Here is a 14,742-nt window from a genome sequence, read left to right as displayed (position 1 = left end):
TTTTATGTTGTCGTGCGGCGTTGGGGGTTTGCTCTCTGACAGTGACTTTGCAAAGGGTCAGGGCAATGAGCGTAGCCAGCGTTGCGACAATACGGAATACAACGGGTAAGCCGCTAAAACTATAAATGGAGTAATGACATGGCGTGGAATCAGCCCGGAAATAACGGACAGGACCGCGACCCGTGGGGAAGCAGCAATAATCAAGGCGGCAACTCTGGGGGAAATAAGGGAGGTAAGGAATCTGGGCCTCCTGATCTGGATGATATCTTCCGTAAACTGAGCAAAAAGCTCGGCGGATTCGGTGGTGGCAAAAAAGGTGATAACGGTCAGCGCAGTTCCGGTGGTAGTGGCAAAATCTTTGGTATCGTCGCCGTAGCCGCCGTCGTCATCTGGGCCGCGAGCGGATTTTACACGATAAAAGAAGCCGAGCGGGGCGTAGTCACTCGCTTTGGTAAGTTCAGCCACCTGGTGGAGCCGGGCCTGAACTGGAAACCGACCTTTATCGATCAGGTGCGCGCGGTCAACGTTGAAGCCGTTCGCGAACTGGCGGCATCAGGTGTGATGCTGACCTCTGATGAAAACGTCGTGCGCGTTGAAATGAACGTGCAGTATCGCGTTACCGATCCTGAGCGCTATTTATTCGCGGTGACCAGCGCCGACGACAGCCTGCGTCAGGCAACCGACAGCGCCCTGCGTGGCGTCATTGGTCGCTCTACCATGGATCGTATTCTGACCGAAGGTCGTACGGTCGTGCGTAGCGAAACCCAGCGTGAAATCGACGAAACCATTCGTCCTTACAATATGGGCATTACGGTTCTCGACGTGAACTTCCAGGCGGCACGTCCCCCAGAAGAAGTGAAGTCGGCGTTTGACGATGCGATTGCCGCACGGGAAAACCGTGAGCAGTACGTACGTGAAGCCGAAGCCTATGCCAACGAAGTGCAGCCGCGTGCTAACGGTCGTGCACAGCGTGTGCTGGAAGAAGCGCGTGCCTATAAAGAGCGTACGGTTCTGGAAGCACAGGGTGAAGTCGCGCGTTTTGCCAAGCTGTTGCCTGAGTACAAAGCCGCGCCGGAAATCACCAAAGAGCGTCTGTATATCGAGACCATGGAACGCGTGCTGAGCCATACACGTAAAGTGCTGGTGAACGATCGCGGTAACAATCTGATGGTCCTGCCTCTCGATCAACTGATGCGTGGCGGCGAGTCTTCATCCGCGAAGAGTGGACAAAAAAGCAGCTCAACATTGCCCTCGCTTTCCGATCGCAGTGCCAGCCGCAATGACACGTCGTCATACAGTCCAGACAGCATCATGGATCAGCGTCGAGCCAATGCTCTGCGCAACGATACCCAGCGCGAAGGGAGAGAGTAATCAATGCGTAAGCCAGTAATTGTACTAATCATTATCGCGTTGGTGGCCTTTTATGCGTCGCTGTTCGTGGTTCAGGAAGGCGAGCGCGGTATCGTTCTGCGCTTTGGTAAAGTGTTACGCGATAGCGAAAACAAACCGCAGGTGTTTGCGCCGGGTCTTCATTTTAAAATTCCGTTTATCGAAACGGTTAAGATGCTGGATGCACGTATCCAGACCATGGACAACCAGGCCGATCGCTTTGTAACCAAAGAGAAGAAAGACCTGATCGTGGACTCTTACATCAAGTGGCGCATCAGCGATTTCAGTCGTTACTACCTGGCGACCGGTGGCGGGGATGTTTCTCAGGCCGAAGTCCTGCTGAAACGTAAATTCAGTGACCGTTTACGTTCAGAGATGGGACGTCTTGACGTTAAAGACATCGTGACCGATTCACGAGGCCGTTTAACCACCGACGTGCGCGATGCATTGAACACCGGTACGGCGGGCGGTGACGACGAAGTTGCCACGCCTGCTGCGGATGATGCTATCGCCAGTGCAGCCGCGCGAGTTGAGCGTGAAACCAACAGCAGCGAACCTGCGCCTAATCCAAACAGTATGGCGGCGTTAGGGATTCAGGTTGTAGATGTGCGCATCAAACAGATCAACCTGCCGACGGAAGTGTCGGATGCGATCTTCAACCGTATGCGCGCAGAACGTGAAGCCGTTGCACGTAGTCAGCGTTCGCAGGGTCAGGAAGAGGCCGAAAAACTGCGCGCCCAGGCCGATTACCAGGTCACCCGTACGCTGGCAGAAGCACAGCGTGAGGCATTGATTACCCGCGGTGATGGTGATGCAGAAGCGGCGAAACTGTTTGCTAACGCATTCAGCCAGGATCCGGATTTCTATGCCTTTATCCGCAGCCTGCGCGCGTATGAAAACAGCTTCAATGAAAATCAGGACGTCATGGTGCTGAGCCCGGATAGCGACTTCTTCCGCTATATGAAGGCGCCTTCTAACGCCACGCGTTAAGAACTGATATAACTAACAGGCCGACAATGTTGTCGGCCTTTTTTTTGGATGCAGTATGAACGTGAATATCTGGATGGCACTGGCGTTGGTTCTGGTGCTGGAAGGCCTGGGGCCAATGTTTATGCCACGTCTGTGGCGACGTGTGATTTTGAGCATGACACAATTGCCCGATCGCCTGTTACATCGATTTGGCGGGGGATTGGTGGTGGCAGGAATGGTGATTTACTGTATGTTGCGGCTGCATGGCGAACTCTGATGCGTTCAGCCTCGCCGTCTGAATGGTATCTCAGCCTCGATTTTACCCCTGGATGTTGTAGTGATCAAAACTCAGGCAAAAAAGCGCGCAATCGTATGCTAAAAGTGCTGAAAACCGAAAAATCAGATGGTAGAATCCTTTTTTAAGCAATCGGTGATTTTGAGAAATGGGTAAGAACGTCGTCGTACTGGGCACCCAATGGGGTGACGAAGGTAAAGGTAAGATTGTAGACCTTCTGACTGAGCGCGCTAATTACGTTGTGCGTTATCAAGGCGGCCACAATGCGGGCCATACACTTGTCATCAACGGTGAAAAAACCGTCCTCCACTTAATCCCTTCTGGCATTCTGCGTGACAACGTTACCAGCATCATTGGTAATGGCGTGGTGCTTTCTCCCGAAGCTCTGATGAAAGAGATGAAAGGCCTGGAAGAGCGTGGAATTCCGGTACGCGAACGTCTGCTGATTTCTGAAGCCTGCCCGTTGATCCTGCAATACCATGTGGCAATGGATATGGCGCGCGAGAAAGCGCGTGGTGCAAAAGCCATTGGTACCACAGGTCGCGGTATCGGTCCTGCTTATGAAGACAAAGTAGCCCGCCGTGCACTGCGCGTCAGCGACCTGTTTAACAAAGAAACCTTTGCAGCCAAGCTGAAAGAAGTGATCGACCTGTATAACTTCCAGCTGGTGCATTACTACAAAGAAGAAGCCGTTGACTACGACAAAGTGCTGAGCGATGTGATGGCGGTTGCCGACATCCTCACCAGCATGGTTGTTGACGTTTCTGAACTGTTAGACGTGGCGCGTAAGCGTGGCGATCTGATCATGTTCGAAGGTGCCCAGGGCACGCTGCTGGATATTGACCACGGTACTTACCCCTATGTGACCTCCTCAAATACCACTGCCGGTGGCGTGGCGACGGGGTCAGGTATTGGTCCACGCTTCGTGGATTACGTCCTGGGTATCGTTAAAGCTTACTCAACGCGTGTCGGTGCAGGCCCGTTCCCGACCGAGTTATTCGACGAAACCGGTGAGTTCCTGTGCAAGCAGGGCAATGAGTTTGGCGCCACAACAGGCCGTCGCCGCCGTACTGGCTGGCTGGATGCGGTTGCTGTACGTCGTGCCGTGCAGATTAACTCGCTCTCCGGTTTCTGCATGACCAAGCTGGACGTGCTGGATGGTCTGAAAGAAGTGAAAATTTGTGTGGCTTACCGCATGCCTGATGGCAGCGAAGTCACCACCACGCCGCTGGCAGCGGAAAACTGGGAAGGCATTGAGCCGATCTACGAAACCCTGCCGGGCTGGAGCGAGACAACCTTTGGCGTGAAAACGCTGGAAGGCCTGCCCCAGGCCGCGCGTGACTACATTAAACGTGTAGAAGAAGTGACCGGTGTGCCAATTGATATTATTTCAACGGGTCCAGACCGTAGCGAGACGATGATTCTGCGCGATCCTTTCAACGCATAATCATCCTGTGGCCGGACATTGTCCGGCCTTTGTTTTTTATGTAATTTGATGCCACTAAACGCCCCTTCGCTTGTCAAACCCTTCACTGGCTGAAAAAATACACAGTCGTCAACAGTCTGGTTTATCATCGTAGCTCGATACGAAAGAGCCAGTTCAACATTGAAATAAAGAGCAGGACGGGCGAGCATAGACGTGCCACCGGATGATTGACTGAGGTCACTGTGCAGCTAACAAGTTTTACCGATTACGGCCTGCGGGCGCTGATTTACATGGCCACCTTGCCGGAAGGCAGGCTGACCAATATCACTGAAGTCACCGATACCTATGGCGTATCGCGTAATCATATGGTCAAAATTATCAATCAGCTTAGTCGTGCAGGATTCGTCTCCGCCATTCGTGGTAAAAATGGTGGTATCCGCCTGGGCATGAGCGCCAGGGACATCGTGATAGGTGAAGTGGTACGCAAAATGGAGCCACTACAGTTAGTGGATTGCTCGAACTGCTCTATCGCGCCCGCCTGCCGCCTTAAAAAGGCCTTACATGACGCCGTGCAGCTGTTTTTACAGGAGCTGGATGGCTACACGCTGGCAGACTTAGTAGAAGGTAATACACCTTTATATGAAATTATATTGTCCGAACCGCCGGTGGCAATGAATATTAAATGACATCGGAGGAACCGTAATGTCAAAAGATCCTTTTCTGGACAGAGAAGCTGAAAAGTACGAAAACCCTATTCCAAGCCGTGAATTTATTCTGGCGTTATTAGAAAAACGAGAAAAACCGGCCAGCCGTGAAGAGCTGGCACAAGAGATGAACCTGCAGGAAGAAGAACACCTCGAAGCCTTGCGCCGTCGTTTACGTGCGATGGAGCGTGACGGTCAGTTAGTTTTTACCCGCCGCCAGTGTTATGCCTTGCCAGAACGTCTCGATCTGCTCCGTGGAAAAGTCATTGGCCACCGTGATGGCTATGGCTTTCTGCGCGCAGAAGGACAAAAAGACGATCTCTACCTGTCTGCGGAACAGATGAAATTCTGCATGCACGGCGACGTGATTCTGGCCCAGCCACTGGGTGCGGATCGCAAAGGCCGCCGTGAAGCCCGTGTGGTGCGGGTACAGGAACCGCGTAACAATCAAATCGTCGGCCGCTACTTTACGGACGCGGGCGTGGGATTTGTGGTGCCTGATGACAGCCGTCTGAGCTTCGACATCCTGATTGGCCCTGACGAAACCATGAATGCCCGAATGGGCTCCGTGGTGGTGGTTGAACTGTTGCAGCGCCCGACGCGTCGTTCGAAGGCGATCGGCAAAATCGCAGAGATTCTGGGCGATGACATGGGCACCAGCCTGGCGGTCGATATGGCGCTGCGCACGCATGAAATTCCGCACAGCTGGCCGCCAGAGGTTGAGGCTCAGGTGGGCAAACTGAATGAAGAGGTCCCGGAGTCGGCAAAAAAAGGCCGTGTTGACCTTCGCGATCTGCCATTGGTCACTATTGATGGTGAAGATGCGCGCGACTTCGATGATGCTGTTTACTGCGAGAAAAAACGCGGCGGCGGCTGGCGGCTGTGGGTCGCGATTGCGGACGTCAGTTATTATGTTCGTCCCGGCACACCGCTGGACAACGAAGCGCAGCAGCGCGGTACCTCGGTCTATTTCCCTTCGCAGGTGGTGCCGATGCTGCCGGAAGTGCTGTCGAACGGCTTGTGTTCGCTGAATCCACAGGTCGATCGCCTGTGTATGGTGTGCGAAATGACCGTGTCGTCAAAAGGTAAGCTCACCGGCTTTAAGCATTATGAAGCCGTGATGAACTCCCATGCACGTCTGACCTATAACAAAGTCTGGAATATTCTGCAGGGCAATCCGGAACTGCGTGAGCAATATGCGCCGCTGGTGAAAGACCTGCAGGAACTGCACAACATGTATCAGGTGCTGGAAACGGCCCGTGAAGAGCGCGGCGGCATCTCATTTGAAACCGAAGAAGCGAAATTTATCTTCAACGCGGAACGTCGAATTGAACGTGTCGAGCGCACCTCACGCAATGATGCCCACAAGCTGATTGAAGAGTGCATGATTCTGGCAAACATTGCCTCCGCGCGTTTCGTCGAGAAGCATCAGGAACCGGCACTGTTCCGCGATCACGATCGTCCCAGCGATGACAGTATCAAAAGCTTCCGCACGGTATTGAATGAGTTGGGTCTGAGCTTACCGGGCGGTAACAAACCGCAGCCGATCGATTACGCCGCGCTACTGGATCAGGTTGCCGATCGCCCCGACGCGGAAATGCTGCAAACCATGCTGCTGCGTTCCATGAAACAGGCGGTGTACGATCCGGAAAACCGGGGCCACTTTGGCCTGGCGCTGGCCTCTTATGCGCACTTCACTTCGCCAATCCGCCGCTATCCGGATTTGTTACTGCATCGCGCCATCAAGTATCTGCTGGCAAAAGAGCAGGGCGAAGTAAAAGGCCTGACCACGGCTACCGGCGGCTACCATTACGATATGCAACAGATGCTGCAGCTGGGCCAGCACTGCTCCATGACAGAGCGCCGTGCCGATGAGGCCACTCGCGATGTGGCAGACTGGCTGAAGTGTGACTTTATGCAGGATCAGGTAGGCAACGTCTTTAACGGCGTGATCTCCAGCGTGACCGGATTCGGTTTCTTTGTGCGCCTGAGCGATCTCTTTATCGACGGGCTGGTTCATGTCTCTACGCTGGACAACGACTACTATCGTTTCGATCCGGTAGGGCAGCGACTGATTGGCGAATCTGGCGGTCGTACCTATCGCCTGGGCGATACCGTTGAAGTCCGGGTCGAAGCGGTCCATATGGACGAGCGTAAAATCGACTTTGCGCTGGTTTCCAGCAAGCGCCAGGTACGTGGCGAAGGCAAAACGGAACGGGATAAGGCGAAGCGGAACGCTAAGGCACCGACGAAGCATCGCCGCCAGGCCGGTCGCAAAACGAATTTCGAGCCGGATTCAGCCTTCCGCAACAGCAGCAGTCAGCCTGCTGCGGCAAAGACTGAGAAAAAAAGTAAAAAAGTTTCCGAGAAAACCCGTAAAATCGCCGCCGCCACCAAGGCTAAGCGTGCCGCGAAGAAGGCGAAGCCGGCCTGATGCGCACATCAGCCCCTGCGTGCATGCAGGGGCTGTTATCCATTCATTTCCAACCACTGAGCAGATTGATGAGCGAAATTATTTTTGGTATCCATGCCGTGCAGGCGCTGCTGGAACGCGATCCTCAGCGTTTCCAGGAAGTCTTTATTCTCAAAGGCCGCGACGATCGTCGCCTGCAACCGCTGGTGACCGCGTTAGAAGCTCAAGGGATCGTGATTCAACTGGCCGATCGTAAATGGCTGGACAGCCAGGTGGAAGGCGGCGTACATCAGGGGATCGTGGCGCGTGTGAAGCCGGGCCGCCAGTATCAGGAAGGCGATCTGCCGGATCTGCTGCAGAGCCTGGAAAAGCCGTTCCTGCTGGTGCTCGACGGCGTTACCGATCCCCACAACCTCGGTGCCTGCTTACGTAGCGCCGATGCCGCAGGCGCCCATGCCGTGATCGTTCCCAAAGATCGCTCCGCACCGCTGAACGCGACGGCGAAAAAGGTTGCCAGTGGTGCGGCAGAAAACGTTCCCCTCATCAGGGTAACCAATCTGGCACGCACCTTGCGCCTGCTGCAGGAATATAACATCTGGGTCGTCGGCACCGCTGGCGAAGCCGACCATACTGTATACCAAAGCAAGATGACCGGGTCGATGGCGCTTGTCATGGGGGCTGAAGGTGAAGGGATGCGTCGCCTGACGCGTGAGCACTGCGATGAGCTAATCAGTATCCCTATGGCAGGCAGCGTTTCGTCCCTCAATGTGTCAGTGGCCACTGGCGTCTGCCTGTTTGAAGCGGTTCGTCAGCGTAACGCGTGATCGCTGCCGCAATTTAGTCTTTCTGTCCGGTCATAATGGTGGCTCACCTTACATACTGAGTGAGTGATATCCGCGAGGAGCCGTTATGACCTGGACAACTCACACCGTTTTCAACCAACCTTTTCCCCTCAGTCACAGCAATCTGTTTCTGTCTGATGTTCCGCTGTGTGACGCACTGCAGCGTGAAGGCGGCGGCTGGGACAGCGAGTGGCTGGCGTCAGTCGGCAGGCAGTTGGGCAGTGCAGAATCGCTGGAGCTGGGCAGGCTCGCCAATGCCAGTCCGCCTGAACTCCACCGTTATGATGCACGCGGCGTCAGGCTGGATGACGTCCGCTTTCATCCAGCCTGGCATGTACTGATGCAGGGCCTTTGCGCCAGCCGTCTGCATAACCTCAGCTGGCAGCCTGACGTACAGCCAAATGCCAGCGTGGCCCGTGCGGCACGCTTTATCTTGCATGCTCAGGTTGAGGCCGGAACGCTCTGTCCGGTGACCATGACCCACGCGGCAATCCCTTTACTACAGCGTTATTTGCCTGCCCGGTTTGAGTCCTGGCTTGAACCCTTACTCAGCGATCGTTACGACACGCATGCGGTTCCGGGCGATCAGAAGCGCGGTCTGCTGATTGGCATGGGCATGACTGAAAAGCAGGGCGGCAGCGATGTGCTGACCAACACGACGCGCGCAGAGCCCCTGGACAGGCGCGGAAGCGGTGAAGCCTATCGTATCGTCGGGCATAAATGGTTTTTCTCTGTGCCGCAAAGCGATGCGCATGTGATTCTTGCGCAAACGCAGCAGGGGCTCAGCTGCTTCTTTCTGCCACGGCTGCTGCCGGACGGTTCACGAAATGCCATCGTCATTGAGCGGTTAAAAGACAAGCTCGGTAACCGATCCAACGCCAGCAGTGAGGTGGAGTTCAGGGATGCGACCGGCTGGCTGCTGGGCGAAGAGGGCGAAGGCGTTCGTCTGATCCTGAAAATGGCGGGCATGACGCGTCTTGACTGCGCGCTGGGCAGCCACGGCCAAATGCGCCGGGCGTTTTCCGTTGCGCTGTACCACGCACATCAGCGCCAGGTCATGGGCAAAACTCTGGTGGATCAACCGATCATGCGTCAGGTGCTGGCGCGTCAGGCCTTGCAGTTAGAAGGGCAAACGGCACTGCTGCTACGCCTGGCTCGTGCCTGGTCTTCTCCCGCCAACGTCCATGAAGCCGCCTTCGCCCGGTTATTCACCCCGGCGGCGAAATATGTGATCTGTAAAGCAGGTGCCCCCTTTATCGCTGAGGCCATGGAGATACTGGGCGGCGTGGGCTATTGCGAAGACAGCGAACTGCCTCGCCTCTATCGTGATATTCCGGTTAACAGTATCTGGGAAGGATCGGGCAACGTGATGTGCCTTGACGTATTAAGAGTGGTGGGCCGCCAGAGCGGCACGCTGGACATGCTCAGGCAGGCGTTTGACGCCGTTAAAGGCTGTAACCGCCATTTCGATCGCAGCTGGCGACAGCTGGCTCTGCACCTGAGCAAAATGGATGAGTCGCAGGCCCGTGAACTTACCGACAGGCTGCTGCAACTGGCGACGGCGGCACAGTTGTTGAAGCACGCCGAGCCGTTAGTGGCGGATGCATGGTGCAGTCAGTGGCTCGACCCGCGCGGCACGCGCAAAATCGAGGGGCCACTGACCGACCGCTTACTGGCGCGCGCCAGCGGCAGGTGAGGCGCCATACAGGATGGCAGTTGTGTACCAGATCCCGGGGGTAACCGTTTCGTCGACCATCAAAATCTGATAATAAACGGCACCGGCCTGATTCGCGCGCGCAGCAATGGCACGCTGCGCGTCGTCAGGCGAGCCTCTTACGCTGGCGCTAATGGTGCCCAGCTTCGGTAAACCGCCACTCTGGGCACGGGTAATAGACTGCGCGTGACCTGTTGGCGCGGGCGGGGCCTTTGGCGTCACCTGGAACAGCGAGCAGCCACTTAACAACAAACTTAACGTCAGTAACAGAGCGTAACGCATAGCAGATTTCTCGCCGTCAGGTTAAGTGGATAAGTGTAAGCTACCCGCCCGTTATCTTCACGATTTGATCGAGAAAACACTGACCAGCTGCGTCAAATGATGCCCCTTGTCGCTCAGGCTCTGGGCTGTGTTTTCTGCCTGTGCAACCAGTTCACTGTTTTGATGGGTAGCCTGGCTTATCTGGTTCATCGCCAGATTGACCTGACCAATGCCCGCCGTCTGCTGTTGTGCAGCAACGTTAATCTCACCCATTAATGCCTGAACCTGCTCAATATGCGTCACGATATCGCTCATCGCGTCACGGGTTTGCTCCGACAGTGTATGTCCCTCCGCAACGTGACGTATCGAGGTCGCGATCAGCGTATCGATCTCTTTTGCCGCCTGTGCCGAACGCTGTGCCAGCGCACGCACTTCGGCTGCCACTACGGCAAATCCACGACCGTGCTCACCTGCACGCGCGGCTTCGACAGCGGCATTCAGGGCCAAAATATTGGTCTGGAACGCGATGGACTCGATAACGTGGGTAATTTCGGCAATGCTCTGCGAAGACACGTTAATGGCCGACATCGTGCTGACCGAGCGCGTCACCGTCTGGTTGCCATTACTCACGATACCGCTAGCCTCCGCGACCAGCGACATGGCCTGACGCAGGCTATCGGCGGTGTGCTCAACGGTCGCACCAAACTGCTCCATGCTGGCAGAGGTTTCTTCAACGCTGCTGGCCTGGCGGCCAATCTGCTCACTGATGTTGTGGCTGCTGGCTGCAATGGTATCTGTGCCGTCACTGATCTCCTGCGCGGCGCGGCGAACCTGGGCAACAATCTTCTCCAGCCCCTCGCCGATGCCGTTAATGGCGTTAATCAACTGACCCACTTCGTCATGACGCGTGGTGTCCAGATGCTCCAGCAAATTGCCGGCGGCATACTGCTCAGCTAAGTGAATAACCTGTTGTAACGGTCGCGTGATGGCGCGGCGGCTGTACCAGACAAAGCAGGGGGCAAACAGCAACACCAGAATCAGGCCGGTGATAAGAAACAGATTTCGGCTGTGAATAACCGGAGCCAGCAGGCTGTCACGATTAACTTCACCGACCACAATCCAGTTCCAGCCGGGCAGCTGTTGCCAGGCGAGCATCTTCGTTTCACCGTCGATTTCGACTTGCTGAACACCCTCGGGCTGCGCCAGCATCTGCTTCATGACGCTATCCTGCCAGTCTGGACGCTTGCCTTCATTTTGTTTATCAAACAGATATTGTCCCTGCGCCGCGCCCGGCGAGCCATTGAGCACATAGAAATGCCCGCTGTCGCCCAGGCGGCGAGCCAGCACTTTTTCGCGCATCAGGCCGTACTGCTTATCGATCTGGACGCCGACAAACAGAATCGCGATGACGGCACCGCTGTCGTCTTTAATCGGTTGATACTGCGTGATGTAACGGTGATCGAATAAGGTGGCCAGGCCCCGGAAGGTTTCCCCCTTCATGACGCTTTTCCAGGCGGCGCTGGCAGGATCAAGTTGGGTACCGATCGCCCGGCTGCCATCCTGTTTCTTCAGGGACGTGGAAATACGGATAAAATTGTCACCATCGCGGACAAAAATCGTCGCGACAGCCGAGGTGCGATCCGTAAAATCATCGACGGCGATCTGATCGAGGTTAAGGGTTTTAAGGCCGGCACGCAGGGTCGGTGTGGAAAATTCGCCGACCTGAACACGTGCGGTTTCATCGCGGCTGAAGCGTTTAGGTAAAAAGCTGACGAAGAGCTGAGTATAGTTGCCGACTTCCTGCGTCAGCGTCGCATTAAACATGGATGCCATCTCGGTGATGCCCTGCACCTGATTAACCATGTCATCGACGGCAAGACTTTCCAACTGGCGTGAGGCATTCTGGCTTTGGATAAGGGTTAACGCCAATAACAAAACGCCTACGCTGAAGGAAGTGATGACGCATAGCTTCACTCCAAGGCTCGTTCTGCTAAGAGAGAAACGTTTCATAGATTACCTTTGTTTTCTTGTCAAATATGCATTAACAACGGCAGCGCAGCGGAAATATTTAGTTTAGAAATTATTACTATTGTAATGTTGTAAACCATTACCCAGGTTATCGTCGTTGGCGAGGCGCTAAAGGCCGCCCCTGCTTCAGGAGAAAATATGATTGAACTCACCACGGAAAGGCTGGCAGGTATTGAATGTTTGCATGCAGCACCCGCAGGCCAGCGCCAGCAGCGGCTGCCAACGGTCGTGTTTTATCATGGCTTTACCTCGTCGAAAGAGGTTTATGCCTACTTTGCGGTGGCCCTGGCCCAGGCGGGGTTTCGTACCCTGATGCCCGACGCCGATATGCATGGCGCACGCTATAACGGCGATGCCGACGCGCGGTTTAGCCATTTTTGGGACATCCTCAAACAAAACATTGATGAATTCCCGTTGATAGAGGGCGCGTTACGCGCTGATGACCTGATTGCCGGCGACCGTCTTGCCGTCGCCGGGGCCTCAATGGGCGGAATGACGGCGTTAGGGGTGATGGCGCGCTATGCGCATATTCACAGCGTCGCCTGCATGATGGGGTCCGGCTATTTTATGCAACTCAGCCACACGCTGTTCCCGCCTGTCACTGTAACGGGCCCGGAACAGCAGGCACAGTTCACAAAACGGATGGCGCCGCTGGCGGATTACGATCCCGCTGCCCGGCTACATAATCTCGCGGACCGCCCCCTCCTGCTATGGCACGGTGAGGCCGATGAGGTCGTCCCTTTCGCAGAAACCCAGCGGCTGGAACGGGCTCTGCATGAGCAGAGGCTGGATACCCATCTTGTTTCGTTGTCCGAAAAGCATATCGGACACAAAATTACGCCGTCGGGCCTGACGGCGCTGGTCAGCTTTTTTAAGCGCCAACTCTAGCCCGTAAACGACAGCGCCTTCCGTTTCAGCCTCTGTTTGCCTCTGCATTCCCGCTTTCCGCACACAAGGGCGGAAAGCGGGCGTCTCCCGACAATTTAAATGAAATCCCCGCTTGAGTTTGTGCGTTGCCGCCAGTATGATTACGCGTCAATTTTTCAGCTGCATTCAGAGGTGTGTGTCATTACGGTGACCCACGACCTATAACGTTCCTTGCTTCCGTGGGCCGCAGCTGACCCTGACAGGAGGCTGAATAATCCGTAAGGAGCAATTTCGATGCGTCATTACGAAATCGTATTTATGGTTCATCCTGACCAGAGCGAACAGGTTCCGGGCATGATCGAGCGTTACACTGGTGCTATCACTGGTGCAGAAGGCACGATCCACCGTCTGGAAGACTGGGGCCGTCGTCAGCTGGCTTACCCGATCAACAAACTGCACAAAGCACACTATGTTCTGCTGAACGTAGAAGCGCCGCAGGAAGTGATCGACGAGCTGGAAACGAACTTCCGCTTCAACGACGCCGTTATCCGTAGCATGGTTATGCGCGTTAAAAACGCGGTAACTGAAGCATCACCGATGGTTAAAGCGAAAGACGAGCGTCGTGAGCGCCGCGAAGATTTTGCTAACGAATCCGCTGATGACTCAGATGCTGGGGATTCTGAAGAGTAATCCATCGTGACGGTTAATCGGCTGCGCTTGTCTGGCACGGTGTGCAAGACGCCAGTCCGTAAAATTAGCCCGTCAGGAATTCCGCACTGTCAGTTCGTGCTTGAGCACAACTCGGTGCAGGAGGAGGCCGGATTTCACCGGCAAGCCTGGTGTCGAATGCCTGTTATTATTAGCGGCAGCGCCCATCAGGTGATTACTCAACATATAACGGTCGGCACGCAACTCATTCTCGAAGGCTTTATCAGCTGCCATCAGGCGCGAAATGGTCAGAGTAAAATGGTGTTACATGCCGAGCAGATTGAATTGATAGATTCTGGAGACTAGCCAAATGGCACGTTATTTCCGTCGTCGCAAGTTCTGCCGTTTCACCGCGGAAGGCGTTCAAGAGATCGATTATAAAGATATCGCAACGCTGAAAAACTACATCACTGAAAGCGGCAAGATTGTACCAAGCCGTATCACTGGTACTCGCGCAAAATACCAGCGTCAGCTGGCTCGTGCTATCAAGCGCGCGCGTTACCTGTCTCTGCTGCCGTACACTGATCGTCATCAGTAACGGCTGTTGTCCATTAACGACTTTAAGAGGATAAGGTAATGCAAGTTATTCTGCTTGATAAAGTAGCAAACCTGGGCAGCCTGGGTGATCAGGTTAATGTTAAAGCGGGCTACGCTCGTAACTTCCTGGTTCCACAGGGTAAAGCTGTTCCTGCTACCAAGAAAAACGTTGAATTCTTCGAAGCACGTCGTGCAGAACTGGAAGCCAAACTGGCTGACGTTCTGGCAGCATCTAATGCTCGCGCAGAGAAAATCAACGCACTGGGCACCGTTACCATCACGTCTAAAGCAGGCGATGAAGGTAAACTGTTCGGTTCCATCGGTACCCGCGACATCGCTGATGCAGTTACTGCAGCTGGCGTTGAAGTCGCTAAGAGCGAAGTTCGTTTACCGAACGGCGTTCTGCGCACCACCGGTGAGCACGAAGTGGACTTCCAGGTTCACAGCGAAGTCTTCGCGAAACTGATCGTGAACGTAGTAGCAGGCTAATTTTTAGTTACCTGCCACACCTGAACGCCGACACTACTTGTGTCGGCGTTTTTGTTTTAACGACGTAACAGAATTCCCTTCTCTGTCTTGCAGATTCAGG

Annotated in this window: 15 protein-coding genes; 13 read left to right on the top strand and 2 right to left on the bottom strand. The window is 54.8% G+C overall.

Going from position 1 to position 14,742, the window contains the following annotated elements; translation table 11 throughout:
• The first annotated feature begins 138 nt into the window (after window positions 1-138).
• The 8 genes from hflK to EL29_RS15885 all read left to right on the top strand — a co-directional run bounded on the left by hflK (window position 139) and on the right by EL29_RS15885 (window position 9,734).
• A complete protein-coding gene (gene hflK / locus EL29_RS15920; protein WP_013027402.1) occupies window positions 139-1,371 on the top strand; it encodes an FtsH protease activity modulator HflK in 1,233 nt (410 codons plus the stop codon).
• A 3-nt stretch (window positions 1,372-1,374) separates the two neighbouring features.
• A complete protein-coding gene (gene hflC, locus EL29_RS15915; RefSeq protein ID WP_013027401.1) occupies window positions 1,375-2,379 on the top strand; it encodes a protease modulator HflC in 1,005 nt (334 codons plus the stop codon).
• 55 nt (window positions 2,380-2,434) lie between these two features.
• Window positions 2,435-2,635, top strand: coding sequence for a DUF2065 domain-containing protein (locus EL29_RS15910; RefSeq protein ID WP_013027400.1), 201 nt, complete (start codon window positions 2,435-2,437; stop codon window positions 2,633-2,635).
• 166 nt (window positions 2,636-2,801) lie between these two features.
• The gene (locus EL29_RS15905) at window positions 2,802-4,100 is read left to right on the top strand and encodes an adenylosuccinate synthase (protein ID WP_013027399.1); all 1,299 of its coding nucleotides are present in this window, start codon (window positions 2,802-2,804) and stop codon (window positions 4,098-4,100) included.
• Between the two features lie 221 nt (window positions 4,101-4,321).
• On the top strand, window positions 4,322-4,765 hold the full coding sequence (gene nsrR / locus EL29_RS15900; RefSeq protein ID WP_014604899.1) for a nitric oxide-sensing transcriptional repressor NsrR: 444 nt from the start codon (window positions 4,322-4,324) through the stop codon (window positions 4,763-4,765).
• Between the two features lie 16 nt (window positions 4,766-4,781).
• Window positions 4,782-7,217 (top strand): ribonuclease R, encoded by a 2,436-nt coding sequence (gene rnr, locus EL29_RS15895; RefSeq protein ID WP_013027397.1) that lies wholly within the window; start codon window positions 4,782-4,784, stop codon window positions 7,215-7,217.
• A 68-nt stretch (window positions 7,218-7,285) separates the two neighbouring features.
• Entirely contained in the window at window positions 7,286-8,020 is a 735-nt protein-coding gene (rlmB, locus tag EL29_RS15890) for a 23S rRNA (guanosine(2251)-2'-O)-methyltransferase RlmB (protein ID WP_028715853.1), read from the top strand.
• 85 nt (window positions 8,021-8,105) lie between these two features.
• Entirely contained in the window at window positions 8,106-9,734 is a 1,629-nt protein-coding gene (locus EL29_RS15885; RefSeq protein WP_028715852.1) for an isovaleryl-CoA dehydrogenase, read from the top strand.
• Here the strand turns inward: EL29_RS15885 and bsmA are convergent.
• Together bsmA and EL29_RS15875 are read right to left on the bottom strand one after the other, a co-directional pair.
• Window positions 9,708-10,034 (bottom strand): biofilm peroxide resistance protein BsmA, encoded by a 327-nt coding sequence (gene bsmA, locus EL29_RS15880; RefSeq protein WP_014594721.1) that lies wholly within the window; start codon window positions 10,032-10,034, stop codon window positions 9,708-9,710. The two genes, EL29_RS15885 and bsmA, sit on opposite strands and share 27 nt — an antisense overlap.
• 57 nt (window positions 10,035-10,091) lie before the next feature.
• Window positions 10,092-12,023, bottom strand: coding sequence for a methyl-accepting chemotaxis protein (locus EL29_RS15875; protein WP_013027393.1), 1,932 nt, complete (start codon window positions 12,021-12,023; stop codon window positions 10,092-10,094).
• A gap of 156 nt (window positions 12,024-12,179) precedes the next feature.
• Between EL29_RS15875 and yjfP the strand changes: the two genes are divergently transcribed.
• The 5 genes from yjfP to rplI all read left to right on the top strand — a co-directional run bounded on the left by yjfP (window position 12,180) and on the right by rplI (window position 14,642).
• Entirely contained in the window at window positions 12,180-12,929 is a 750-nt protein-coding gene (gene yjfP / locus EL29_RS15870; protein WP_028715851.1) for an esterase, read from the top strand.
• A 273-nt stretch (window positions 12,930-13,202) separates the two neighbouring features.
• Window positions 13,203-13,598 (top strand): 30S ribosomal protein S6, encoded by a 396-nt coding sequence (gene rpsF / locus EL29_RS15865; protein ID WP_013027391.1) that lies wholly within the window; start codon window positions 13,203-13,205, stop codon window positions 13,596-13,598.
• Between the two features lie 6 nt (window positions 13,599-13,604).
• Entirely contained in the window at window positions 13,605-13,922 is a 318-nt protein-coding gene (priB, locus tag EL29_RS15860) for a primosomal replication protein N (protein WP_013027390.1), read from the top strand.
• A gap of 4 nt (window positions 13,923-13,926) precedes the next feature.
• The gene (gene rpsR / locus EL29_RS15855) at window positions 13,927-14,154 is read left to right on the top strand and encodes a 30S ribosomal protein S18 (protein WP_000135199.1); all 228 of its coding nucleotides are present in this window, start codon (window positions 13,927-13,929) and stop codon (window positions 14,152-14,154) included.
• Window positions 14,155-14,192: 38 nt separating this feature from the next.
• The gene (gene rplI / locus EL29_RS15850) at window positions 14,193-14,642 is read left to right on the top strand and encodes a 50S ribosomal protein L9 (protein WP_013027389.1); all 450 of its coding nucleotides are present in this window, start codon (window positions 14,193-14,195) and stop codon (window positions 14,640-14,642) included.
• Window positions 14,643-14,742: the final 100 nt, after the last annotated feature.

The sequence above is a fragment of the Pantoea ananatis LMG 2665 genome, from assembly GCF_000710035.2.
Taxonomy (GTDB): domain Bacteria; phylum Pseudomonadota; class Gammaproteobacteria; order Enterobacterales; family Enterobacteriaceae; genus Pantoea; species Pantoea ananatis.
Note: the sequence above shows the minus strand (reverse complement) of the source record. Positions and strands in the feature narration are given on the sequence as shown.

Bases quoted from the DNA above. Each gene is read 5' to 3' on its own strand.
- bsmA (WP_014594721.1), bottom strand. From the start codon at position 10,034: ATGCGTTACGCTCTGTTACTGACGTTAAGTTTGTTGTTAAGTGGCTGC.
- rpsR (WP_000135199.1), top strand. From the start codon at position 13,927: ATGGCACGTTATTTCCGTCGTCGCAAGTTCTGCCGTTTCACCGCGGAA.
- EL29_RS15905 (WP_013027399.1), top strand. From the start codon at position 2,802: ATGGGTAAGAACGTCGTCGTACTGGGCACCCAATGGGGTGACGAAGGT.
- rnr (WP_013027397.1), top strand. From the start codon at position 4,782: ATGTCAAAAGATCCTTTTCTGGACAGAGAAGCTGAAAAGTACGAAAAC.
- EL29_RS15910 (WP_013027400.1), top strand. From the start codon at position 2,435: ATGAACGTGAATATCTGGATGGCACTGGCGTTGGTTCTGGTGCTGGAA.
- hflC (WP_013027401.1), top strand. From the start codon at position 1,375: ATGCGTAAGCCAGTAATTGTACTAATCATTATCGCGTTGGTGGCCTTT.
- rplI (WP_013027389.1), top strand. From the start codon at position 14,193: ATGCAAGTTATTCTGCTTGATAAAGTAGCAAACCTGGGCAGCCTGGGT.
- EL29_RS15885 (WP_028715852.1), top strand. From the start codon at position 8,106: ATGACCTGGACAACTCACACCGTTTTCAACCAACCTTTTCCCCTCAGT.
- rpsF (WP_013027391.1), top strand. From the start codon at position 13,203: ATGCGTCATTACGAAATCGTATTTATGGTTCATCCTGACCAGAGCGAA.
- rlmB (WP_028715853.1), top strand. From the start codon at position 7,286: ATGAGCGAAATTATTTTTGGTATCCATGCCGTGCAGGCGCTGCTGGAA.
- yjfP (WP_028715851.1), top strand. From the start codon at position 12,180: ATGATTGAACTCACCACGGAAAGGCTGGCAGGTATTGAATGTTTGCAT.
- hflK (WP_013027402.1), top strand. From the start codon at position 139: ATGGCGTGGAATCAGCCCGGAAATAACGGACAGGACCGCGACCCGTGG.
- EL29_RS15875 (WP_013027393.1), bottom strand. From the start codon at position 12,023: ATGAAACGTTTCTCTCTTAGCAGAACGAGCCTTGGAGTGAAGCTATGC.